Source organism: Acetobacter oeni, assembly GCF_011516825.1.
Lineage (GTDB): Bacteria > Pseudomonadota > Alphaproteobacteria > Acetobacterales > Acetobacteraceae > Acetobacter > Acetobacter oeni.
In genome coordinates this window covers 1-23,932 of sequence record NZ_WOTA01000003.1, presented here as the reverse complement: position 1 = coordinate 23,932, position 23,932 = coordinate 1, and the positions used below count along the sequence as shown (strand labels likewise).

Genomic DNA, 23,932 nt, shown 5'->3' with positions numbered 1-23,932 from the left:
TCACCTCAGAATTGCTGGCCGAAGCCAAACCGCAGAAGCTGCGTCCGGTCATTACGACTGCGAACGACCGGAATACCGCAGTCAATATTCAGCAGGCCAAACGGGCTCTGCCACGAAAAACCGGCGCCGGCACTTACACGGGGAGTCAGCGTGTCGCCGGAAATGGCAGTATAATGGTAACCATCCTGAGCCCTGTTCGTATAAAGATTCTTCACACGGACGCCGGCCAGACTACCCGTATCGACGAAACCACGTCCCCGAATTCCCATGCCCGAAGCAAACGGAATCGGGAAGTTGACCTGCGCCGATCCGGTGTAAATGAACCGGCCACCCAGCAGATCTTCCTGCGAGTGAATAGCCTGCCCCGGAAAGTAAGTCGACGATGTCTGACCAACACTTCGCGGACCGGCGCCACCGTCAAGGAAGCCACGCAGGTTCGAGCCACCGAGATAGAAGTTATCGATCACGTCGTGCCGTCCGTTACCCCAGTCCGCCAGATACCCCGTTCCGGTCTTGAACTCGACTGTCCAGTCGTGGTTGCCCATCAGATCATCAAGAGGGAGATAATAGGCCGCGTCGAATTTACCACGTACGTACTTCTCGTCCCCCCCGATCCCGGCAAAATCGCCCGCTGCCCTGATCACGTATCCCTTATGCGGCATCAGACGACGATCACGGGTGTCATACATCAGGGTGGTACCAAGCTGCGAGAGCAGCGAGGACCCCTGCTGATCAAGAATATACCACGACGTCTCACTCCACGATCCGCCGATACTACGATGAGTCAGCGTGTAGTTCCACGACTGCGACAAGTGATTAGTATAGGAATACCCCATCCGAAGCGTAATACCATAACGGCCTTCAGAATAGTTCTGATAAGTCTGGTAACGGTTGTCGATATAGAAGAGGTCCACACCGGCCACCAGATTCCGGTTCAGAAAGAACGGATCGGTCACAGAAATATCAGCCTGACGCTCGTAATACGCCATTGTGCCGGAAATGCCGGCATCAATACCGGTCCCGAGCAGGTTGTGCTGCTTCAGTCCCATGTTACCGATAATACCGACGTCAGTCGAATAACCGCCACCAAGGGAGAACTCGCCGGTCGGCTTTTCAACAACGTTCGCTGAAACGTTAACCTTATCCGGCGCCGACCCCTGGCTCTGATCGATCGAAACCGACTTGAAGTAACCCAGATCCTGTAAGGCCTGCTTGGCATACTTCTTGAACATCGGCGTGTATGGATCGCCCTCCGTCATCGGAAGCTGACGCCGGATCACGCCATCCTGCGTAATCGTATTGCCATTAATATCGAGCCGCTCGACATACATGCGCGGCCCTTCGCTGACATCAAACAGCAGATTGACGACATGCTTCTCGGGATTACGCGCAATAGACGGACGCACAACAGCAAAAGGATGCCCTTCTCCCTGAAGCGCCTCCTCCATATTGGTCGCGTTGTGCTGAACCGCGTTGCCGTCGTACCACTGATTAGGGAACAGTTCGATATATTTACGCAGAGACAGCGCAGGCACGTGCCGGAGGCTGGACCGGATATCAAGCTTACCCAGACGGTAACGCGGACCTTCCTTAAGCGTAAAAGTCACATAGAATGATTTCCGGTCAGGCGACATTTCGCCCGTGGCATTAATCATCTCAAAATCGACGAACCCGTTCGCCAGATAGAACCTCCGGAGAAGCTCAGCATCATAACGCAGACGCTCAGGGTTATATTCGTCAGATGAGGAGAAGAAACGATACCAGGCCGTTTCCTTCGACGACACCACGCTCGCCAGCTGCGCCTCGCTGAAGAACTTGTTCCCAACAAAAGATATCTTCTTGATCAGCGTCTGCGGGCCTTCAGTAATCTGAAAAACCACATCAACACGGTTATGTGCCAGCCTGACGATTTGCGGCGTCACATCGGCACCGTACCGCGCTTTCTGCGCATAAATTTCAAGGATCTTCTGCCGGTCAGCCGTTGTTGTCTCCGATGAGAACACAGCACGGGGCCGCAAAGAGATCACCTTCCGCAGATCCTCGTCCTTAGCCGCATGATTGCCCTCAAAGACAATGCGGTTAACGATCGGGTTTTCCACAACCTGCACCTGCAACACATCGCCTGACCTGTGCAGGGCAACATCTTTAAAAAGACCGGTGGCATAAAGCGTCTTCAGTGACCGGTCGAGATCGTCCTGACTGAAGGCATCGCCAGGGCGGACCACCATGTAAGAAAGAACGGTACTCGTCTCAATCCGATCATTGCCATGCACTTCAATGGCGGTGATCCGGGGGCCCCTCGCAGCACGATCTTCAGACGACACAGCCCGGGTCGCCGACGCATTGTGGCGCTTGGGATAAAACTGGGCTGAAGCCTTGTTGGCAAGCAGAACTGGCAGCATGCAAACCGAAGCAAGCAGAGCCGTACGTTTACTCTTCAACCCCAGACCCTTTCTGACCGGGAGCAACGCTCCCAAAACCAATTTGCTTTTACACACTCCGGATTCGCTCAACCCGGACAGCAACCTTCTGCCTCACTCCGGACGAATCTCCTGCAAATAATAACAGTACGATCACATCCAGGACACCGTGCAGACAGCAGCACCCGGCCCCCTCCGGGAACTATCCGAAATCCCCTCCCTCCCGCAAGGAGTTAACGTCCCTTTTTTCCCTTACAGGTAACGAATTTTTCCGTCCTACCCCGCGAGAGAAGCCATCCATCTGAACAGACCGAAACTCGACAGGTCGTTAAAGGTTGAAAACAGGAAGAGACCGGCAATCAGCGCGAAACCCGCCTGAAAGCCCAGTTCCTGGACTTTTTTAGGAACCGGACGCCCCCTGACAGCCTCCGCGAGATAGAAAACCAGCCGCCCGCCATCGAGAATCGGCACAGGGAAAAGATTTATCAGCCCGAGATTGACGGAAAGCAGCGCCATAAAGGAAAGCAGGCTCACGATCCCATACTGCGCAACCTGCCCGGACAGCTGCGCAATGCGAAGCGGGCCACCCAGATCCCGCGCCGAATGACGCCCGGTAATCATCTGCCACAATCCATCGAGCGTCTGCACTGTGGTCGTCCATGTCGCCTTTGCGCCATCCACAACCGCCATCGGAAGCGAAACCGGCGCACCCGCAACCGTAGCAAACGTCACACCCAGCTGCCCCGTTGCCTTCGAGCTACCTGCGCCAGGGACCGCACCAATCGTAACAGGCAGATCAATATCCTGCTCATTCCGTTTTACATGCAGCACGGTCTTCTGATCAGGCTGAACTGCAATGGCCTGCTGCACCGCCACCGCGCTCACCGTGGCAACCGAGCCAATCGCCGTGATCGCATCACCCGGCTTCAGCCCCGCAACCGCGGCTGCGCTGCCCGCCATAACAGAACCAACTTCATTCTTAACTTTTGGCTGGCCACACGTGGCAAAAAGAATGGTGAACAGAACAAAAGCGAGAAGAAAATTAAAGACCGGCCCGGCTACAATAATGATCGCCCGCGAAAGGACAGGCTTATCATGAAAAGTACGGCCAGGCTCCCAGGCCGCCTGCTGCTCGGGCGTCGCCTCTTCCGGCCCTTCAAATCCATGCGGCTTAACAAAACCACCAAGGGGAATCGGTCCAACACGCCATTCGGTTCCGGCGCGATCTTTCCACTTCAGCAGCGGCGGGCCAAATCCGATGGAGAACGTCTCAACCTTCACGCCACGCCAGCGCGCTGCCAGATAGTGCCCAAGTTCATGGATGAAAACCAGAACACCCAGCACAACGACAAACGCGATGACTGTCCGGATCAGGTCGTGCATCATCATACTCCTTCATGTCCGTCATAAATCTGACCGACGAACATCACCTAGCCAGCCACAGATCGCGCCGCAGCGGGTTAATTTCAACACCTTCGGGGACAATGAGCCCGGATCGCAAAACCCGACCGTGCCAGCACCGCGTTCAGGCCGCACGCTTCGCAATATAGCTCCGCGCCGCACGCCGGGCCTCCCCGTCCCAGTGCAGAACAGCCGGAAGATCATCAATCGATGGCGCCCCAAGTCGGTCCATCACAGCCTCGACCAGACGTGGAATATCAAGAAATCCGATCTGTCCGCCAAGAAAAGCCTCTACCGCAATCTCATTCGCCGCTGACAGTATCGTTGAGGCCGCACCGCCCTCCCGCAACGCCTGACGCGCCAGCCTGAGCGCCGGGAACCGGATCGGATCAGGTGCTTCAAATACCAGCGACCCGAATGTCGCCAGATCCAGACGAGGCGATGTTGTCGCCATCCGCCGTGGCCAGGCGAGGCAGTGTGCGATCGGAATACGCATATCGGCAGAACCAAGCTGCGCGAGCAGACTGCCGTCCGTATATTGCACCATTCCATGAACGACAGACTGCGGATGCACCAGCACGTCGATCCTGCTCTCAGCCAGATTAAAAATCCGGGCAGCCTCAATCACCTCAAGGCCCTTATTGAACATCGTCGCAGAATCAATGCTGATCTTGGCGCCCATGGACCATGTCGGATGCTTCAAAGCCTGTTCCGGCGTCGCGGCTTCCATGACTTCCATCGTCGACTGCCGGAACGGACCACCAGATGCCGTCAGGATAATCTTCTCAACCTGATCTTCCTGACGATCTGCCATCGCCTGGAATACCGCATTGTGCTCGGAATCAACCGGCAACAACGTCGCACCAGCATTTTTAACCGCCCGAAGCATGACATCTCCGGCACAGACCAGCGCTTCCTTGTTCGCCAGCGCTATGGTCCGGCCATTCCGTACAGCAGCCAGCGTCGGCTCCAGCCCGGCCGCACCGGTTATAGCCGCCATCGTCCAGTCAGCCGGCTCCCCGGCCGCCTCAATCACAGCGGCCCGACCGGCACCGGCCTCGATTTGCGTCCCGGCCAGCAATTCCTTCAGTTCCGGAAGCGCCTGCTCATCAGCAATAACCGCCCGCCCGGCTCTCAACGCCTTTGCCTGCCCGGCCAGAAGCGTGACATTCCGACCACCGACCAGAACCTTAACCTCAACGCTTTCACCCGCCTGATGCAGCAGATCGACCGTCGAACACCCGATGCTGCCAGTGCAGCCCAGAACAGTAACCGTTTTCATCGTAGTTCCATCTTAATCGGATTCGCCCCTAAAACCGAATCGGCCAGCAAACAGCACAAAATACGGCACTCATTGTCCGGCCAGACGCAGTAAAGCCGCCCACAGATCTTTCGATCCGACCGACCAGAAGCCCTGCCCGGCCGGAGCCGCCAGCGACAGAAGCGCCGCGACCGGCGCCACGGCAAGCAGCGCGTCAAACCGGTCCAGAAGGCCGCCATGGCCGGGTAACAACTTCCCTGAATCCTTCACGCCAAGCGACCTCTTCATCGCACTTTCGGCAAGATCACCTGACTGCGCGAGAATCCCCAGAAGCACGGACCAGATCGCACTGTGCATTAAAAACGACAGATGATTGCCGCCCGCCGGAAAACCCCATGACCAGGCCACAACGAGCCCAGCGATCACTGCTCCCGCCAGACCACCAGCCGCGCCCGAACGTGTTTTACCGGGCGAAATCCGGGGAGCAAGTTTGGGGCCACCCACGAGCCGTCCGACGACATAAGCCGTCGAATCACTGCACACGACCAGCGCTATGACAAACAGAACCGCCCAGGCTCCCGGCAGAGTGCATAGCCGCAGCCAGAGCAAAGCCGCGCCCGCTGCAACGATAACAGCGCTTCCGGTCCATAAAGCCGACCCAAAAATAAATGCGCTCATCACAAAAACAGGCACTACATTCCAGTGCCCGAAAAAGGCCGTAAGCCCCGCGCACCCAACCCAGGCAACATAGAGCATCCCGCGCCACGTCCATGCCGGCGTGCCGAACAAACCAGCCAGTTCGAATGCCATGCCGCACATCGCGGCAATAATCAGCGCGCCGTAAAATACACCGCCGGCGATAATCGCGGAACCCGCCACGAGAATGAGAACAGCGGCGGAGATGAGACGGGGCCGGAGATCCTGCCAGTTCGCACCCTTACGCGGTCGCGCATGAGGAATGGAGGACACATTCACGCCGGACGGGCACCAAAACGACGCTCCCGACGACCATAAATATTAAGAACCCGCGTAAAACAGTCTTCATCGAAGTCCGGCCACAGCGTCTCAAGAAATACGAGCTCAGCATAAGCACTCTGCCAGAGCAGGAAATTGGACAGGCGATGCTCACCACTCGTCCGGACAATCACATCCGGGTCCGGAACGCCCGCCGTCAGCAGGTAACGGGCCAGCATGTCCTCGGTAATTGCATCGGGAGCCAGATCTCCGCACTGCACGGCCTGCGCGAGCGCCCGCGCGGCATGAACGATGTCGCTCCGACCGCCATAGGACAGCGCCAGCAACAAAGTCAGTCCGGAATTTCCCTCCGTCAGCGCCTCGGCGCGCGCCATCTCCGCACAGAGATCCTGGCCAAATCGCCCGACTTCCCCGACAAAACGTATCTTCACCTTTTCACGATGCAGTTCCGCGACTTTATGCCGCAGATAAAACCTGAGTAACCCCGTGAGATCCGCCACCTCACTCGGCTCACGACGCCAGTTTTCAGAAGAGAACGCATACAGCGTGAGATAATCCACCCCGTTCGCCCGCGCGGCCCTCAGACAGCGCGTGACCGCCTCAGCACCGGCCTTATGACCGGCAGCACGCGGCAACCCGCGCGAAGCCGCCCATCGGCCGTTTCCATCCATGATAATCGCGACATGCTTGGGAACCGGCCCGGTCAGAGAGGGTCCGGCAGGGAGAGCGCCTGTCTGCGCAACTCCCGCGAGAGGTGGCATGATTCGTCTCAGACCTGCTTAATTTCGCGTTCCTTGTCGGCGAGAATCTCTTCGACTTTTTTTACGTACTGATCTGTCAGTTTCTGAATCGTGTCGGACCAGGACTTAACCTCGTCCTGTCCGATTTCCGTTTTTTTCTCGAGCGCCTTCGTCTGATCCATACCGTCACGACGCACCCCGCGAACGGCTATTTTGGCACCCTCGGCATACCGGCCCGCAGCTTTGGCAAGCTCATTACGACGCTCTTCCGTCAGCTGAGGAATCGGCACGCGAATCGTCTGCCCCTCACCCGCCGGGTTCAGCCCCAGACCGGAATCACGGATTGCCTTTTCAACAAGCCCGGCCAGCGAACGGTCCCATACCTGCACAGTCAGCATCCTCGCCTCCGGGGCCGCGATCGTCGCCACCTGACTGAGCGGCACTTCACCGCCATACGCTTCAACGCGAACCGGCTCCAGAAGCGCCGCGTTTGCACGGCCGGACCGAAGCCCGGCCAGATCGCGGCGCAGACTCTCCAGCGCTCCGTCCATGCGACGAGTCAGATCTTCTGTAAGCGTGCTCAGTTCAGCCACGGTGGCTCTCCTACAAAACAAGACCGGGGACGGTCCGCCACCCCCGGAAAAACAAAATCCGTCAGCCCGCGTCCATGCGCTGTATCAACCGGCTTCTTCAATTCGGGTGAAATTGCCTTCACCACGGATCACACGTTCGAAAGCACCGTCCTCGTGGATATTGAACACCACGATCGGTAGCCGGTTTTCACGCGCGAGGCTGATTGCCGCTGCATCCATGACATTCAGATCACGGGACAAGACTTCAAGATAGGTCAGCGAATCATATCGTGTCGCCGTTTTATCTTTGCGGGGATCGGCAGTGTACACGCCATCAACCTGCGTTCCCTTCAGCAGAAGATCACAGTCCATCTCTGCTGCACGCAGGGCCGCCGCCGTGTCTGTCGTAAAGAACGGATTACCCGTGCCGGCGGCGAAAATCACCACACGGCCTTTTTCCATATGCCTTACGGCCCGGCGGCGAATATAGGGCTCGGCAATGGAAGACATGTGGATCGCCGACATCACCCGTGTGGGAACACCTTCCCGCTCCAGAGCGTTCTGCACCATGAGTGCATTGATCACCGTAGCCAGCATGCCGGCGTAATCACCCTGCGCCCGGTCCATGCCGCGCGCAGCCGCAGTCAGCCCGCGAAAGATGTTGCCGCCGCCTACCACGAGGCAGACCTCGACGCCACTGCGTGAAACCGTTGCAATATCGGAAGCGATCCGGTCAACGGTCTGAGCGTCAACGCCGAACTGACCGGGACCCATCAGCGCTTCCCCCGAAACCTTGAGAAGCGCGCGACGCGGAGCGACATAACTGTCGTTGGTGGTATTCATTGGACCTCAAATGCGCGGACGAACGGAACATACCCGCGACACAAAATCCGACCGGATCCGGCGCGCGGGGTCCGGTCCCCGTCATATCGTTGACTGACCCGTGCCACAAGGCTGCGACCCAGGCTTTTCACCCCTGCTTAACCCGACACCATAACGAACTGAACAATATCAGACATTATCATCCAGTCCGATCGCTCGCAGCCGGGCGCGCTCCTCATCCCAGCCCGACCGTTCCTTGACGTTCAGAAACAGGTGACACGGCCGCTCCAGAAGACCGGAAAGCTGCAACCTCGCCCGCTGTCCGATTTCCCGAATGCGTTGCCCCCGTTCCCCGATCAGAATCGCCTTATGACTCGCCCGGCCAACATAAACCGTTACATCGATCCGCACGGACCCATCCGGGCGCTCGACGAAACTTTCCGTTTCCACCGTGGCCGCATAAGGCACTTCTTCGTGGGTCTGCAGAAAAATCTGCTCACGAACCAGTTCCGCCGCAAGCAGACGATCCGGCAGATCCGTCAGATCATCCTCAGGATAAAGATACGGTCCCGGAGGCAGACTCTCCGCCAGCCGGTCAAGCAGATCATCCACACCACTGCCCGACCGCGCGCTGATCATGAACACATGCTCGACATCAATCAGCTCGGAAATTTCAGCGGTCAGAGGAAGAAGCGCCTGAGCCGGGACGAGATCGGTCTTGTTCAGAACCAGCCAGATACGCCGTTTAGCGGTCGCAAGCCGCTCAATGACGACGCGCGTCGCATCATTAAGACCCGCCTTCGCGTCGATGAGCAGAAGCGTCACATCCGCATCATCCGATCCGGCCCAGGCCGCAGCCACCATCGCCCGGTCGAGCTTCCGGCGTGGCTGAAAAATACCCGGCGTGTCCACCAGAAGAATCTGCGTCTGCCCGCGCATCAGAATACCGAGCACCCGAAACCGCGTCGTCTGCGCTTTCGGACTGACAATCGACAGCTTTGCCCCTGCCATGCGATTCAGCAGCGTTGATTTTCCCGCGTTCGGCGCCCCGACCAGCGCCGCAAAGCCGCACCGTGTTTCCTGCTGAGTCATTTCATTCCTGTTCCCGGTCCCGACGCCGTACCAAACTGCGTCAGCAGACTGGCCGCAGCCGCACTTTCCGCCGCCCGCTTATTCCCCGCTTCACCCTCACCACACGCACCTGCCACATGCACGGCAATAACAAAATGCGGCGCGTGAGACGGACCGTCGGCACTCACAATCTCATAAACCGGCAGCGGAAGCCCCCGCGCCAGCGCCCATTCCTGCAAGGCCGTCTTAGGGTCTTTTGGCGGTTGCGCCTGAGCTGCAATCGCGCCGGACCAGTATCGACGCACCAGCCCCCGCGCCGGATCAAGACCCCCATCCAGATAGAGCGCTCCAAGAATCGCCTCCAGAGCGTCTGCCAGAACATTCGCCGTCTCGCGAATGCCGATACGCTCCTCATGAAGCGCGACATCCAGCGCCTCCGGCAAATCCAGCGCATGCGCCACCTCCGCCAGCGCCGTGCGCGAGACAAGATGCGCATGCCGGGAACCCAGCGCCCCTTCCTGCTCGCCCGGATAACGCTCCAGCAGCCATTCCGCCATCAGCAGACCAAGAACCCTGTCGCCAATGAACTCGAGCCGCTCGTTCGAGCCCGCCCCCCTGACCACACGGCGCCCGCTTCGTCCGACCGAGCGCTGATGGGCCGCGGAACGGTGGGTCAGAGCCTTCCGGAGCAGCGCGGCATTCGCAAAGCGATAGCCTATCTGCTCCTGCAGCCGGTCCAGCACCTTCTCGTCCACCACGCTCCCCCTTTTACCCCTCATGCCGCATGACATACGCATTACGGGCTCACCTGCCGCGGACATTGTCCGCCTCAGGCACACTCCTCGTCAGTGAATCATCGTAAAAAGCCGCGCCCACCGGATTTCCATCGGCCATTCCCAGAACTGCCAGACCGGATAAGCCGAATCTACGGAAAAAAACACCATCCCGACATGCCCGACGAGATTCTCCATCGGCACAAATCCCAGATCCTCCCTGCCATCCCCCATGAAACGACTGTCCGCGCTGTCGTCGCGGTTATCGCCCATGGCAAAGAAATATCCAGGCGGGACCACATAATCCGGCGTGTCGTTCTGCATGCCGTCATCCGTGAGCCGCAGAACATCATGCTCAACCGGCGCCGCACCGGCACTGCCCGGCAGGGTCTCATGGCACAGCGCGCCATCCATCCGGGTCCGGTGCTCATCCACCGCCGCATACTCACCTCGCGGCGCACACGGAACAGCCTTTCCATTCAGATAGAGCTGCCCGGCCCTTACCTGCACATGATCGCCCGGCAGACCTATAATCCGCTTTACGTAATCAATCGATGTGTCTTTGGTGAACCGGAAGACGGCCACGTCCCCCCGATGCGGCACACGGTCAGGAACGCGACCTTCAAAAAGATTCAGCGAAAACGGGAATGAATACCGCGAATAACCATAACTGTATTTTGAAACCCACAGATAATCACCAACCTGAAGCGTCGGAATCATTGACCCGGACGGGATATTGAACGGTTCCCAGAGAAACGTACGCACACCGACAACAATCAGCACCACAATGACCAGAGACCGGATCGTCTCAATGATACTCTCTGTGCCCGACGGCTTCCCGCCCTGCGATGTCGACGCCATATCGTCCGCCTGCCCCATTCCGACCATCTCTTCACTTCTGTTGCGACAGAGGGGTCATGGAAACATTCCGCTCCACCGCCGGCACACTCCCGCCCCGACCAGCCCGGAACGCCGCCGGATCAAGCCGACCCCTCCCCCCCCTGTCAAGCCAGGAGGTCAGGAGCATCAGCCGCAACCGCCTCTCTCCGGACAGGAAAGAACTCCCGGATCTTCTCTGTCGTCACATCCGGAATTCAGACGGGAAACAGCCTCATGGCGACACAACACCTGTTGCCGGCACCCCGGACCGACCCCGCAACACGTCAGACAAGCAGCGCCTCGATCATCACCTGAGCCAGCGCATACGGCACATCATCCGTCATCGTCAGATGTATCCGCACGACCATGTTCGCAGGCGTCATAACAGCCAGCCGGGTGGCCGCCCCTCCCGTCAACGTCAGTGTCGGCTGTCCGGAACGCAGATTATCTACCCCGATCGTGCTGTGATAAACTCCGGTGGCGAACCCCGTCCCGAGCGCCTTCGCACAGGCTTCTTTCGCAGCCCAGCGCTTGGCATAAGTCCCGATCCGCGCCTCTCCGCTACGCCTCTCCGCCCGTGCCCGCTCGGTATCCGTAAACACACGGTGCAAAAACCGCTCACCGAAGCGTTCAATCGCCCGCTCAATCCGCCGCATGTCCGTGAGATCCATGCCAACCCCCACGATCATGAGCAATATCCCCGACAGCGGACATCCCCGGTCCGCCGAAAAAATCGACACATCATGACCGCGACCGCTCGACCTGTGAAATACCATCCGCAGATCGCAATCCGCCGATCACACCGGACAAATGCCGCAAATCCCTCACCTCAACATCGACAAGAATCTCCATAAAATCAAGCTGTCGATTGACTATTTTCAAATTCACGATCGCGCCATCCTGACGTGACACCGCGTTCGTCACAGCCGCGAGTGTCGTCGGCTCGTTGGCCGCAATCACTGTCACCCGACCGACAAACGGTTCCGCCGCCGGGCCGCCTTTTCCGATCACGCTGTAATCCCAGTCGACATCGAGAAACCGCTCAGGCGTCGCCGCGAACGCTTCCAGTGTCTGACAGTCAGCCTTATGGACCGTCACGCCCTTCCCGTTAGCGACGACCCCAACAATCCGGTCCCCCGGCAACGGATGACAGCACCCCGCAAAATGTACGGCAATCCCCGCGCCCAGCCCGACAAGCGGTGTGGCCGCCGCCCCGCCGGTCTTTGGCCGCGGCACCGGCGCACGCGCCGCAAAACCCGGAATCATCCGGGGACCACGCGGTGTTCGCCTCAGTTCCGGATAAGCCGCATGCACCACGTCACGCGGACCAATATTCCCGCTCGCGACCGCAACATACAGATCTTCCACGGAAGCCTGCTTCAGATCCTTAAGAAGACCGTCAAGCACCTTCTCCGACCCGTCCACACCTTCCTGACGAAAGGCCTTGGCAAGAGCCACCTTGCCGGAATCCAGTGAAACCTGCCGCTGCTGCGCCGCCACGTAACGCCTGATCCGCGCGCGCGCCTTGCCGGTGACGACAAACCGCTCCCAGGACGGAGACGGCGTGCCACCCCGGGCGGTCATGATCTCGACCTGATCGCCGTTCTGCAACTCATAACGCAGCGGAACCAGACGCCCGTTCACCTTGGCACCTACGCAGGCATCGCCGACCTGACTATGGACCGCATAGGCAAAATCAACCGGCGTCGCCCCGCTGGGCAGCGGAATCAGCTGTCCCTTCGGCGTGAAGCAGAACACCTGATCCTGATAAAGCTCCAGCTTGGTGTTTTCGAGAAACTCGTCCGGCGCCGAGGAATCTTCCAGGATCTCCAGAAGATCCTGCACCCAGCGCGGCCGCTTCATCGCCCGGGGCACGCTCTCCGTCCCCACCTGCGGAAGCTGCTTATAGGCCCAGTGCGCCGCCACACCGTTCTCGGCGATATCGTGCATGTCCTCCGTACGGATCTGCACTTCAATCTTCTGATTGCGCGGATGCCGCAGAGTCACCCCGGTGTGCAGGCTCTGGTATCCGTTGGCCTTCGGCGTGGAGATATAGTCCTTGAAGCGACCGGCAATCATGGGAAACGCCGCGTGAATTGTGCCCAGCGCCGCGTAACACTCTTCCCGTGTATCGACGAGAATGCGAAACGCCATAATGTCCGAGAGTTGCTCAAACGCCACATTCCGGCGCTGCATCTTTTCCCAGATTGAATAAGGTGACTTCTCGCGCCCGGACACCTCTGCGTGGTCGATTCCGGCTTCATGACACAGCCGCAGCAGTTCGGCCTTCACCTCATCGATGACATCCGCCCCCTGCCCGCGCAGATAGTTCAGACGGGCACGGATCGTCGCATCCGCCTCCGGCTCAAGCTGAGCGAACGCCAGATTCTGGAGCTCGGTCTTGACACGATCCATACCGATGCGACCGGCCAGCGGCGCATAGATATCCATCGTTTCACGCGCGATCCGGCGCCTGCGGTCCTCCCGCTGCACGAAATGCAGCGTTCGCATATTGTGCAGCCGGTCCGCCAGCTTCACGATAAGCACGCGAATATCGCGTGACATCGCCAGCACCAGCTTACGAAAATTTTCCGCCTGCTTCGTCCGGTCCGACTGCAACTCCAGCCGCGTCAGCTTCGTAACGCCGTCGACCAGCTCCGCAACCGTCGGCCCGAATTCCTGTCTCAGCGTGTCAGCCGTGACACCGGTGTCTTCAATTGTATCGTGAAGAAGCGCCGTGGCGATTGACGGAACATCAAGATGAAAGCCCGCGAGAATCATCGCCACGGCCAGCGGGTGGGTGATGTACGGATCACCCGCATCCCGCAGCTGTCCCTCATGCGCTTCGCGGGCAACATCGAAGGCGCGCCGGATCAGCGCAACATCAGCATCCGGGTTATACTGAAGAATACGGCTGATCAGCTTGTCGGGAGACACGACCAGAGCCGAACCGGCCTGCGCGGACAAATTCCCGAACGCGTCCCGCATCGCCGGAACCGCGTTCTCTGACCCGGCGCTCAAGACCACTCCGACATCAGGAGAGACAGGAACAACGGGGCGGTCAGAGACGCGATCACGGATTCTGTCAGGGCTCCCGGCAGCAGTAACGACAATCGATCTTCCGGCCCTCAGCCAGGAAGATCAGTCCGACGATCAGCGCTTACGACCGCTCATCTCGGCTTCAAATGCAGCCTTCATCTCTTCAGGAGAAAGATCCGTCACTTCTTCCTCCGCCGAGCTCTCCTGCAGCCCAAAGATGTTCTGCTCGGTCGGAATCAGATCCAGAACCTCTTCATCGGCGGGCTCGGGCTCGGGCGCGCGCGCAAGCGAACGCACCAGATCATTCCGCAGCGAATCGAGAGAAACCGTCTGGTCAGCAATCTCGCGGAGCGCCACAACCGGGTTCTTGTCATTATCGCGATCAATCGTCATCTCTTCGCCGCGCGAGAGATTCCGCGCCCGTTGGGCTGCAAGCAGAACCAGTTCGAATCGGTTGGATACCTTGTCGACGCAATCTTCGACTGTGACGCGCGCCATAGGGCATGCCTCCGGAAATTTTGTTAAAGAAGTTCTTCTAGCATCAGGACGACCTCAGGGGAAGGGTGAGTTCATCAGTCCAAAACAAGCCCCCTCATTCTTCAGATCGACGGATCGACTGGGGCTCCATGACCGCGATAAGGCTTCCAACCGATTGCCCCGACACCGGATGCACCCAGTCCGCTTTCACATCACGGAGCGGAAGCAGCACAAATGCCCGCTCGTGCGCTCTGGGATGCGGCAGCAACACCCCCCCTTCCCTCCGGACGAGGCCGTCCATATCTATCAGATCAAGATCCAGAGTCCGGGCGGCATTCCGCACGCTGCGGACCCGCCCGAAACGGTTTTCAATCTCATGCAGCGCCGCGAGCAGGGCCTCCGGCCCGAGTTCGCTCTTGCCGAGCACAACCCCATTTATGTAGGGAGGCTGACCAGAGGGAGGAATCGCCTCACTCTCATACCACGGAGAGACCGCCTCCACGATCAGACCGGGCAGAGCGCGCAGGGCCGCAACCGCTGCCTCGCAGGTCGCAACCGGAAGCACGGCCTCTCCCGACACAGGATCAGCACAGGTGAGATTGGCACCAACAGCAATCAGAACAGGCACCCGCTCACCTTCCCTGTCATTCCTCACGGTGTCCATCCTTCCCCCGGAAAATTTCCACCACCCAATAACCAAAACTTAACCCGTCCGCAGATAAGCTCACGACATTCAAGGAAGAAGTACATATATGATCATCCATAACACAGAGCGGACCTGCCTTTTTATTGATGGTTCCAGCCTTTATTCGGCGTCCCGCGGCCTGAGTTTTGACGTTGACTATCGAAAAATGCTCGATTTTTTCGCAAAACGGTCTCATCTTCTCCGTGCGTATTACTATGCCGCCATTCTCGACACAGAAGAATATTCGCCGATCAAACCACTGACAGACTGGCTGTCCTATAACGGGTATTTTCTCGTTACCAAGACCGCGCGGGAATACACCGATCAGAACGGTCGCCGGCGGGTAAAAGGGAACATGGATATCGAAATCGCTGTGGATATGATGGAGGCAGCACCTCGTATTGATCATGCGATCCTGTTTACAGGCGATTCCGATTTCCGGCGCGTCGTTGAGTCCGTCCAGCGGCTGGGTGTGCGCGTCTCCGTTGTGTCTTCGATGCGCTCCTCTCCGCCTCTTATTGGTGACGATCTCCGACGTCAGGCCGACCAGTTCGTCGAACTGGCCGACATTGCCGAAGAATTTACCCGGCGTCAGGCCGAGCCGCGCCCGCGTCCGACCACCCCTGTCCGCCATCCGGCAGACCAGTTCAGTGAACCAGACGAATCATTTAGCTGAGCATGCCTGATACAATTTCCTTCAGCCGACGTATTCCGCGCAGCGTCCTTTTCCCGCCAGAGAAACTCATCACCAGTACAGGCCGGAGATACGAATTGTGAAAGCGGGCGTAACCCCGATCATGGAAGCACCCTGCGCCCGTGAGCCACTACCCGACTGCTCGTTCTGTCCACGTCTCGTCGTCAGCCGGGCGACAGATCGTGAATCCGGTGCTGGCGGGTGGCACCGGCCTGTCCCGTCTGTCGGATCGCGCAGTGCGTCCCTGCTGATCGTCAGCCTTGCTCCCGGACGCGATACAACAAGATCATCGGCAAACCTTCCTTTTGCGGATGATCACGCCGCAACGCTTTTATACACCTCCCTGCACGCTGCCGGCCTTGCCGAAACACCACACGGACCGGCCACAGAGGATTTCCCGGAACCCACCCGCTACCGCATCGTTGGCGCCACGCGCTGCACTTCACCGGGGGACATTCCCCAACCGTCAGAAATCATCGCCTGTAACCAGTTTCTGAAATCAGAAGTGCAGACTATGCCAAATCTGCGCGTGGTTCTTGCGCTTGGCGTCCTCGCGCATAATGCCACAATCGCGGCCTGCGGCGTGCCCTTTTCGCGATCTGCATTTCATCACGGACAAATCACCAGCATGCCGGATGGTTTGCGGATCGCAAACAGTTACCATCTGTCCCGCTACAATATCGAGAACGGAATTGTGACCCGCCAGTCGTTCCGAAAACTGATTGCCTCCATCAGCGAAGAACTCAACTGATTCAACCAGTATACTCAGTTTCGTTTCTTATCACGGTCAAGCCGTGTCGCCAGCAATATGAGCGTCAGTGCAGCGTAAATGATCGGCTCAATCCTGATGCTGTCGAAAGACAGCAGATAATGAACAGCCACCAGAAACGCCGCCACATATACGCCCCTGTGTAACACGCGCCATTTCCGCCCCAGCACGCGGACTGATGCTCGCTGCGATGTCACGGCAAGGACCGACAGAATAAGAAACGCGATGACACCAAATGGAATAAAATAATGCGCGAGTATGTCATGAAAAATGACGCCTGCCGCAAGTTTCCGGTCAACCACGACAAAAAACCCGACATGAAACAGCGCGTAAGTAAACGCCAGTAATCCGGTAACCCGACGCCAGCGCACAAGATTGATATTGCCATACCGACGTAACGGCGTAATTGCGAGCGTCACCAGCAGGAAACGAAAAGCCCAGAGGCCGAGATCGCTTTCCGCCTGCGCGACCGGATGTTCACCAAGAGCACCGGCCCTGAACATCCACACTTCAGACACCAGAGGAATGAGCAGAAAACAATAAAGCAGGATTTCCCGCGTCAGCAACGACCCCAGGCGAACAGGACGAGGCCGGACCGGCGGGCTCATCTTCTCATCCGGCAGAAACACGCCCGGTTCCGGTGCCGTTCCGCTTTGTCGACCTTCATGGAGTTCTCCCTGCCTGCGACGTGCCATGAGAAAAATCCGGCAGCCACCTCCGTAACACTCACGATGTTCTCAGAACGAAACCACGGTGTTACGCGTTAGACTTACGACAGAAAAAACGGAACCGCACCTCGTTGCCATACAGATGGTAGCGGGGCTTAAGTGTCGTGCAAGGATGCATTTCGCCCGATCCGGACGTCATCTGACCACTACCAGGATTACAAGGCAGGATAAACATGACTCAGCTTTCGCCTGAAAATGCCTCGAAAATCGGCTTTATCGGCTACGGCGCCATGGCAAGCCGGATGGGCACTCATCTGAAGAAAGCCGGGTACAGCGTGACTGCTTATACGCCTTCAGGCAAAAGCCCGGACCCTTCCGTCCGGATGGCCGGTACGCCGCGAGACCTTGCAAAACAAGCTGATACAGTCATCGTCTGTGTTCCTGACGACGAGGCGCTGGCAGCCTCCATGTACGGAGAACACGGCGCTCTGGCCGGAATCAAAACCGGCACCCTCCTCATCAACACATCCTCTGTCTCCCCGGAAGCCACCACCAGACTTGCTGACGCCGGAAAAAAAGTCGGAATCACCGTTCTGGACGCACCCGTCTCCGGCAGCACCCCGGAAGCCGAAGCCGGCAGTCTGGTCATCCTCGTCGGAGGCTCCGCAAATGATATCGAGAACGCACAGCCAATCTTCAATGCCATCGGCAAGGTCACGATCCACGCCGGCCCGTCAGGATGCGGGACACGACTGAAGCTTGTCATTAACGGAATTATGGGAGCCGGCCTTACAACTCTTGCCGAAACCATCGCCTACGGCCTTGCCGCCGGGCTGGATCGCACCATGCTGTTCGATGCCCTCGACCAGGTCGCCGTGATCTCTCCACACCACAAACGCAAACTTAAAGCCGCAAAAGACAGCAACTTCGCCCCGCAATTTCCCGGCCGTCTGATGCAGAAAGACATGCGCCTGCTGCTTGATGCCGCCGCACGCGAAGCCGTGCCCGTACCAACCATCGCCGCGACAACACAAATGCTCTCTCTCGGGCGCCGGAAATATCCCAATGAGGATTACTCGGCCCTTATTGGCATTATGGAGAAACTCGTCGCAAACGACACATGATATTCCTTCTGCCGGGCCGGTGAAATCAGCCCCCCTCCCGGCAGGACAATTAAATTCTGACTACGTCCGGCTCCGCAACCCGAAACCGCGCTGTCGCCTCATCACACACATACCGCGACGCAATCGGATACGGAGCCCGCGCCAGTTCATCCACCGCATTTATAATCTTCCCGGCCTTCCCGTCACTCAGCAGAACACTCAGATTCAGCCGCACCCAGCCCGGCTTGAGAATTTCCTCACCCTGCAAAATCGCATCCAGCAATCCGGCAGATTCAGTCTCACCAATCCCCAGCAGACGATGCGCGTACGGCCCGGCACAGGCACACCCGCCACGCACCTGAATCCCATAACAATCCGACAACATCCGTGTGAAAAGCTGCTGATGAACCCATCCACCTTTTACAGAATCCCGAATCCTCAGAGAAAAGACCGGCAAAGCACGGTCTGCCCCCGCATTTCCCAGAACATCGATATTCGGGTTTCGCGACCAGCACGCCAGCGCCCGACGCCGTAACTCATCATGCCGCCGGTCCATCACCTCCTGCCCGATCGCCTCTTTCACCAGAAACGCCAGCGCGGCCCGAATATCGCCCACAACATTCGGCGTCCCCGCCTCTTCACGCGACACCAGATCGTCGCTGTATGCATGCCCCCAGGGCGAGACAAACCGGACCGTGCCGCCGCCCGGAAAAACCGGCCGCGACATCCCTACCACCCCTTTCCGCACAATCAGCACACCCGATGCCCCGGGTCCGCCAATAAATTTATGAGGAGAGACTACAACAGCATCTTTCTGAAACGGTGTCCCGGCCCGCATGTCGATCGGCAGATACGGGCCACCTCCGGCATAATCCCACACCACAGCCGCCCCATGCCGTCGCAGCAAGGCGCTGACCGGATCAGGGTCCGTCACAATTCCACTGACATTGGACGCCGCCGAAAACGCCCCGACCTTCAACCGGTCAGACCCCGCCTCCAGCAGCGCCCGTTCCAGAACCACCAGATCCGGCCCGCCTTCAGCCGCTTCCTGAATCTCAATCACTTCCGCGCCGCTCTCACGCCAGGGCAGAATATTCGAATGATGCTCATACGGCCCGATCAGCACAACCGGCCGGTTACAAAGTCCCGATACCGCGCCCCTCGCCGCCTCGCCAACCCCAAGCAACTCAACCAGCCGGTTCAGCCCCGCCGTTGCCCCGGACCCGGCAAAAATCGTCGCATAATCCTCAGTCGCGCCGCACAAACCGGCGATAATCCGCCGCCCCGCCTCCCGCGTCCGCCCCGAATATCGCCCGCAGAACGACGCTTCCGTATGCGTGTTCGCGTAATACGGAAGCACATGCTCCATCACGAACGATTCAACCTGCCGGACCGCCCGCCCGGAGGCCACGTAATCCGCATAAACAAGCGCCCTGGTCCCGAACGGCCCCGGAACCGGCGCTCCTTCGCCAATCACTCCCGCCGCAAGTCGTTCCAGCCGGTCATCGCCCCGCAAAGAATCAGCGAACGCCGCAAAAGACGCATGATCCAAAACCATCTTCATCCATCCCACCGATAACCAGCAGACGAATCATCTTCCTCCCCGCCCGAAAAAACTTCCTCTGATTTTTCCTTCCGGTTGGTATTTTTGTGTCATATGATCGCCAGAATGAAAAATATCGATCATATTGATCGCGCAATCCTCCGTACTCTCCAGCGCGACGCCTCTCTCTCCCAGCGCGCTCTCGCCGACCTCGTCGGCCTGTCACAAAATGCCTGCTGGAAACGCCTCAGCGCCCTGAAGGACAGCGGCCTCCTCGGCCAGCACACCCTTCGCTTCAATCCCGCGGCCCTCGGCCTCGATTTCACCGCCTTCGTCATGGTCCGCACCCGCCATCACGACCACGAATGGCTCGCCCGTTTCCGCAAACTTGTCCTCGCCATCCCCAATGTCACCGATTTTCATCGTATCGCCGGAGAATATGACTATCTTCTGAAAGTCGTTGCCCAGGACATGAAAGATTTCGACAGAATTTACCGGAATCTGATCGAAAAAATCGAGCTCGACACGGTCACCTCCCATATCGTTATGGAAGCCATCGCCGATAATCGGGAATTGCCGGTCTGACACAGCACACAGACCCGTTCACCCGGAACAGACACGTCCCGCACTGTAATTTCTTAAAACCGAAGCCCTACCGCCCCGTCAGCCCGGCCGCCGCTACCGCCAGCCTGTCGCCAATTCCCCGCCCCGTCTCCGTCATCGCCACATCCCCGCGTCGCAGGTCCCGCGCGGCCAGCACGCCCGGCAACATCGCCAGCCGCGCTCCTTTCGACCGGATCTGTCGCCGGACCGGCAACAGTGCGGTCCCTTCCTGACGCAGCCATGCACTCACCTGCTCCAGCCGGCCGACTTCAAACAGGTCCGCCGCCTCTCCGTCCGCTCTCAGTCCGAGCTCAACCAGCGCTTCCGACGGCAATGGCATCCGCCCGCTCCGCAGCACCTCCGGCAAATGACGCCGCAACGCTCCCACGGCAAACGCTGCTCCGGCCTGCGCCACCACGTCCAGCACCGCCTCGTCATGCTCGCCGAGCAGACCCGCTATCATACGTTGCATCCCGCCCGAGCTGTCCAGCACCATGCGCCGCCAGGCCTGCCGGTCCGCCACCCGGCATAACTCCGCCTCCCGCGCATCCGCCATCAGGAGCAACGCGTCCGCCGCAACCCACCCTTCCGTCAGCAACGCCGCCACGGCAATCGCCACATCGTGCCGCGCCTGGATGCCCCGCTCCGGCTCCTCAATCACATCCCGCCACCATTGCAGCCGGATCAGCCCCGCCATCGGCCCCGTCACGGCAGATGAAACCGGTAACGCCGTCGCACGCGATAACTCGTAATTGAACGCAATCAGCACAAAGGCATGCGCCCGCACCGCCGGCGGAAGAAACATCGCGCATAAATGACGATCCGGATCACGCAGACGTGCAATCTCCGCGCAGGCATCCCGTGCAACCGCGAATGCATCCTCCTGGCCAGTCACCACGTTAACCCTTTCATGAAGCATCCGCCTCTCCGCGTCACCGTCTCTTCCCTTGACGGTCGCCGAGGCGGCACATAGCTCTTGCGGGCGGCGTCTATCCGCCCTCTCATCGTGACCGCCAGCAAAGGAGCACGTCATGGCTTTCGAACTGCCTGCCCTCCCCTTCTCCTACAATGCACTTGCCAACAAAAACATGTGCCAGGAGACCCTGGAGCTTCATCACGATAAGCATCATCAGGCTTATGTGACGGCCCTGAACGGTTTCGTCGAGGCGAAGCCGGAACTGCAGGGTAAATCGCTCGACGAAATTATCCTCGCCGTCAAAGGCGACCCGGCACAGGCCCCCGTCTTCAATAACGCGGGCCAGCACTGGAACCATATCCTGTTCTGGAACAACCTGTCCCCGACCGGTGGCGCGATCCCGACATCGCTTGAAACGAAAATCAAGGAAGATCTCGGCAGCGTCGAGAAATTCAAGGAAGAGTTCAAAAAAGCCGCAACCACGCAGTTCGGCTCCGGCTGGGCCTGGCTCGTGCTCGCGCCGTCCGGTAAACTCGCCGTCACCAAAACAGCCAATGGCTCCAACCCGCTGGCTGAAGGCCAGGGCAAGGTGCTGCTCGGCCTCGACGTGTGGGAGCACTCCTACTATCTCGACTTCCGCAACCGTCGTCCTGATTACATCAGCAACTACCTCGACAAGCTCGCCAACTACGAGTTCGCCGAAGCTCAGCTGAAAGCTGCCTGAGGCATCTCAGCCAGAGAAGGCCGGTCTCCCGGAGGGAGGCCGGCCTTTTTAATGCGCACCACCAGGATTACAGACATCGGGAGTTCCGGTAAACGCTCCTTCGGTGTTCAGGAGGGCCGCGCCATGCGCTCCGGAACCACATGCGTTTCAGGCATGGCAAACAGAAACAGCATAAAAGCCAGAACACCACTCCCGGCCAGCGCCAGAAATGCCCCGTTGAACCCGAACCGGGTCGCAATCAGTCCGCTGCCGAAATTTGACAAAAGCGCCCCGATCGTCCCGACCGCCAGACCCGTCCCGATCAGCAGATTACGCTGCCCGCCACCTGACGACAGATCAGACAGCACGGCATAAAACAGCACCAGAATCACACCCGACGAAAGCCCGTCCAGAACCTCCGCGGCACACATCGCCGGCCAGTGAGCACTCCACATAATCAGAAGATCACGCACCGGCTGCAAAGCCAGAGCCAGAAGCACCGGCAGGCGCCGTGGCCAATGCCTGGCCGCCCGCCCCACAATACAGGCCACAGGCACCATGGTCGCCTGCGCAACGATAATGCAAAGCGCCGTCATGGAAGACGGGCTCCCAAAATGAAACACAGCCTGACGTTCGATCAGCAACGGAACCGTCGCTCCATTCGCCACATTGAACATCAGGTAGCAGGCCAGAAAAATCAGCAGACGCCGGTCCGTCAGCGGATGCCCGCCTCTCCCGCCCTTACGCCCGTCCGGCACGGCAGGCTTCACTTCCGGCGCATCAGCCCGACGCGTCATCAGCCCCACGAACAGCAGACTGATCGCGGCCAGTCCGGTAATCGCCCATAAAGGGGCCACCGGTCCGACAGTGCCACCCACAACGCTCATGACACAGGCAACCACAGCATTGCCGGAATGATTGAAGGCCTCATTGCGTCCCATGCGCGCCATGTAACCGTCATCGCCAGCCGTTTCCCGACTGATGGCCGCAAGCAGCGGTGAAAACAGCGCTCCGGCGCCACCGGCAAGAAAATGCACACAGGTAATCTGCCAGAAGCCCGGAAAAACTGCCGCAACGGCAATCGGCACGGCCGTCATCAGACAACAGGCCGCCAGCAAGGCCCGCCGCGATGACACTTTGTCGAGCGCCCAGCCACCGATCACACGCGCCATCACGGCTCCGACGCCACCCGCCGCAATCGTCGTCCCGATATCGGATGCCGGCCAGCCATACGCCGCCAGCAAGGCCGTCAGAAACGCTCCGAGATTATCCTGCACATCAGCCAGCAGAAAACTGAGACCGTCCAGGGCAACAGTATTGCGTCGCCCACTTCCCTCTGCATCAGAACTACAGGCCGGCTCCTCTCTCGCATCCGCCGTATGGCTCCGCGTTGTCGTCACCGTCATATACGCCGCACCACTCCCGGAAACCGACCCGCGTGAATCACACTGACACCTTTTCGACCGCCTTGCCGGTTTCCGGCCAGAAATATCCGGATTATGTCAGACATTGTCGCTCCATTGCATCATCGCCCGATAAACATGTCACAGCCCGGGACGATGGCCGGCAACGCACACACCCTGAACAGATCAGGCGCGGACAAAACAAAACACCTGACAGGAAATCAGCTTTTCCTCATCTCAGGCCGCAGTACGTCGTTCTGCGCACTGATAAAACAAACGTCCGGAATCACCGCAGGTTCACTCAGTGTCTGACCGAAAATGAGTTGAGTGATTTCAGCGGGTTATGATTCATGGGTTTGCGATAACCTGATGAGATCAAGATGGCCTGGACTGAAATCACCCGAGCGCAGTATCA

Annotated in this window: 23 protein-coding genes; 5 read left to right on the top strand and 18 right to left on the bottom strand. The window is 58.9% G+C overall.

Annotated elements, in window-relative coordinates:
- Positions 1-5 precede the first annotated feature (5 nt).
- The 14 genes from bamA to folK all read right to left on the bottom strand — a co-directional run bounded on the left by bamA (position 6) and on the right by folK (position 15,085).
- Positions 6-2,402, bottom strand: a complete 2,397-nt coding sequence (gene bamA / locus GOB90_RS02560) for an outer membrane protein assembly factor BamA (RefSeq protein ID WP_146885111.1) — start codon at positions 2,400-2,402, stop codon at positions 6-8.
- A 294-nt stretch (positions 2,403-2,696) separates the two neighbouring features.
- Positions 2,697-3,803 carry an RIP metalloprotease RseP gene (rseP, locus tag GOB90_RS02555; protein ID WP_146885113.1) on the bottom strand — a complete coding sequence of 369 codons (1,107 nt, stop codon included), beginning with the start codon at positions 3,801-3,803 and terminating at the stop codon, positions 2,697-2,699.
- A gap of 142 nt (positions 3,804-3,945) precedes the next feature.
- Entirely contained in the window at positions 3,946-5,103 is a 1,158-nt protein-coding gene (gene dxr, locus GOB90_RS02550; RefSeq protein ID WP_146885029.1) for a 1-deoxy-D-xylulose-5-phosphate reductoisomerase, read from the bottom strand.
- A gap of 69 nt (positions 5,104-5,172) precedes the next feature.
- On the bottom strand, positions 5,173-6,051 hold the full coding sequence (locus GOB90_RS02545) for a phosphatidate cytidylyltransferase (protein WP_261765898.1): 879 nt from the start codon (positions 6,049-6,051) through the stop codon (positions 5,173-5,175).
- A gap of 2 nt (positions 6,052-6,053) precedes the next feature.
- Positions 6,054-6,818, bottom strand: a complete 765-nt coding sequence (gene uppS / locus GOB90_RS02540; protein WP_146885032.1) for a polyprenyl diphosphate synthase — start codon at positions 6,816-6,818, stop codon at positions 6,054-6,056.
- 8 nt (positions 6,819-6,826) lie between these two features.
- Positions 6,827-7,348, bottom strand: a complete 522-nt coding sequence (gene frr / locus GOB90_RS02535; RefSeq protein WP_194300825.1) for a ribosome recycling factor — start codon at positions 7,346-7,348, stop codon at positions 6,827-6,829.
- A gap of 126 nt (positions 7,349-7,474) precedes the next feature.
- On the bottom strand, positions 7,475-8,212 hold the full coding sequence (pyrH, locus tag GOB90_RS02530; protein ID WP_146885036.1) for a UMP kinase: 738 nt from the start codon (positions 8,210-8,212) through the stop codon (positions 7,475-7,477).
- Positions 8,213-8,380: 168 nt separating this feature from the next.
- Entirely contained in the window at positions 8,381-9,283 is a 903-nt protein-coding gene (era, locus tag GOB90_RS02525; protein WP_146885039.1) for a GTPase Era, read from the bottom strand.
- Complete coding sequence (rnc, locus tag GOB90_RS02520) at positions 9,280-10,041, bottom strand: ribonuclease III (RefSeq protein WP_146885041.1); 762 nt, start codon at positions 10,039-10,041, stop codon at positions 9,280-9,282. Before rnc ends, era begins: the two co-directional genes overlap by 4 nt.
- 66 nt (positions 10,042-10,107) lie before the next feature.
- Positions 10,108-10,914, bottom strand: coding sequence for a signal peptidase I (lepB, locus tag GOB90_RS02515; protein WP_146885042.1), 807 nt, complete (start codon positions 10,912-10,914; stop codon positions 10,108-10,110).
- Between the two features lie 284 nt (positions 10,915-11,198).
- On the bottom strand, positions 11,199-11,603 hold the full coding sequence (gene acpS, locus GOB90_RS02510; protein WP_146885044.1) for a holo-ACP synthase: 405 nt from the start codon (positions 11,601-11,603) through the stop codon (positions 11,199-11,201).
- 52 nt (positions 11,604-11,655) lie between these two features.
- Positions 11,656-13,902 (bottom strand): RelA/SpoT family protein, encoded by a 2,247-nt coding sequence (locus GOB90_RS02505; RefSeq protein WP_146885118.1) that lies wholly within the window; start codon positions 13,900-13,902, stop codon positions 11,656-11,658.
- Between the two features lie 165 nt (positions 13,903-14,067).
- On the bottom strand, positions 14,068-14,451 hold the full coding sequence (gene rpoZ, locus GOB90_RS02500) for a DNA-directed RNA polymerase subunit omega (RefSeq protein ID WP_146885046.1): 384 nt from the start codon (positions 14,449-14,451) through the stop codon (positions 14,068-14,070).
- Between the two features lie 94 nt (positions 14,452-14,545).
- Positions 14,546-15,085, bottom strand: a complete 540-nt coding sequence (gene folK / locus GOB90_RS02495; protein WP_261765899.1) for a 2-amino-4-hydroxy-6-hydroxymethyldihydropteridine diphosphokinase — start codon at positions 15,083-15,085, stop codon at positions 14,546-14,548.
- A gap of 97 nt (positions 15,086-15,182) precedes the next feature.
- Between folK and GOB90_RS02490 the strand changes: the two genes are divergently transcribed.
- Both GOB90_RS02490 and GOB90_RS02485 read left to right on the top strand, forming a co-directional pair.
- Positions 15,183-15,791, top strand: coding sequence for a LabA-like NYN domain-containing protein (locus GOB90_RS02490; protein WP_146885050.1), 609 nt, complete (start codon positions 15,183-15,185; stop codon positions 15,789-15,791).
- A 97-nt stretch (positions 15,792-15,888) separates the two neighbouring features.
- The gene (locus tag GOB90_RS02485; RefSeq protein WP_146885052.1) at positions 15,889-16,560 is read left to right on the top strand and encodes a uracil-DNA glycosylase family protein; all 672 of its coding nucleotides are present in this window, start codon (positions 15,889-15,891) and stop codon (positions 16,558-16,560) included.
- A gap of 14 nt (positions 16,561-16,574) precedes the next feature.
- On the opposite strand, the gene GOB90_RS02480 is transcribed toward GOB90_RS02485, so the two are convergent.
- A complete protein-coding gene (locus tag GOB90_RS02480; protein WP_146885054.1) occupies positions 16,575-17,273 on the bottom strand; it encodes a protein-methionine-sulfoxide reductase heme-binding subunit MsrQ in 699 nt (232 codons plus the stop codon).
- Between the two features lie 206 nt (positions 17,274-17,479).
- On the opposite strand from GOB90_RS02480, the gene GOB90_RS02475 reads away from it, so the two are divergent.
- Complete coding sequence (locus GOB90_RS02475; RefSeq protein ID WP_146885057.1) at positions 17,480-18,370, top strand: NAD(P)-dependent oxidoreductase; 891 nt, start codon at positions 17,480-17,482, stop codon at positions 18,368-18,370.
- Between the two features lie 49 nt (positions 18,371-18,419).
- Here GOB90_RS02475 and GOB90_RS02470 read toward each other — a convergent pair whose 3' ends face one another.
- Positions 18,420-19,907 carry an aminotransferase class V-fold PLP-dependent enzyme gene (locus tag GOB90_RS02470; RefSeq protein WP_408740437.1) on the bottom strand — a complete coding sequence of 496 codons (1,488 nt, stop codon included), beginning with the start codon at positions 19,905-19,907 and terminating at the stop codon, positions 18,420-18,422.
- Between the two features lie 111 nt (positions 19,908-20,018).
- Between GOB90_RS02470 and GOB90_RS02465 the strand changes: the two genes are divergently transcribed.
- Positions 20,019-20,477, top strand: a complete 459-nt coding sequence (locus tag GOB90_RS02465; RefSeq protein ID WP_146885061.1) for an Lrp/AsnC family transcriptional regulator — start codon at positions 20,019-20,021, stop codon at positions 20,475-20,477.
- 67 nt (positions 20,478-20,544) lie between these two features.
- Here GOB90_RS02465 and GOB90_RS02460 read toward each other — a convergent pair whose 3' ends face one another.
- Positions 20,545-21,390 (bottom strand): squalene/phytoene synthase family protein, encoded by an 846-nt coding sequence (locus tag GOB90_RS02460; RefSeq protein WP_338077404.1) that lies wholly within the window; start codon positions 21,388-21,390, stop codon positions 20,545-20,547.
- Positions 21,391-21,526: 136 nt separating this feature from the next.
- On the opposite strand from GOB90_RS02460, the gene GOB90_RS02455 reads away from it, so the two are divergent.
- Positions 21,527-22,135 (top strand): superoxide dismutase, encoded by a 609-nt coding sequence (locus GOB90_RS02455; protein ID WP_146885065.1) that lies wholly within the window; start codon positions 21,527-21,529, stop codon positions 22,133-22,135.
- A gap of 107 nt (positions 22,136-22,242) precedes the next feature.
- Here GOB90_RS02455 and GOB90_RS02450 read toward each other — a convergent pair whose 3' ends face one another.
- Complete coding sequence (locus tag GOB90_RS02450) at positions 22,243-23,520, bottom strand: MFS transporter (RefSeq protein ID WP_146885067.1); 1,278 nt, start codon at positions 23,518-23,520, stop codon at positions 22,243-22,245.
- Positions 23,521-23,932 lie beyond the last annotated feature (412 nt).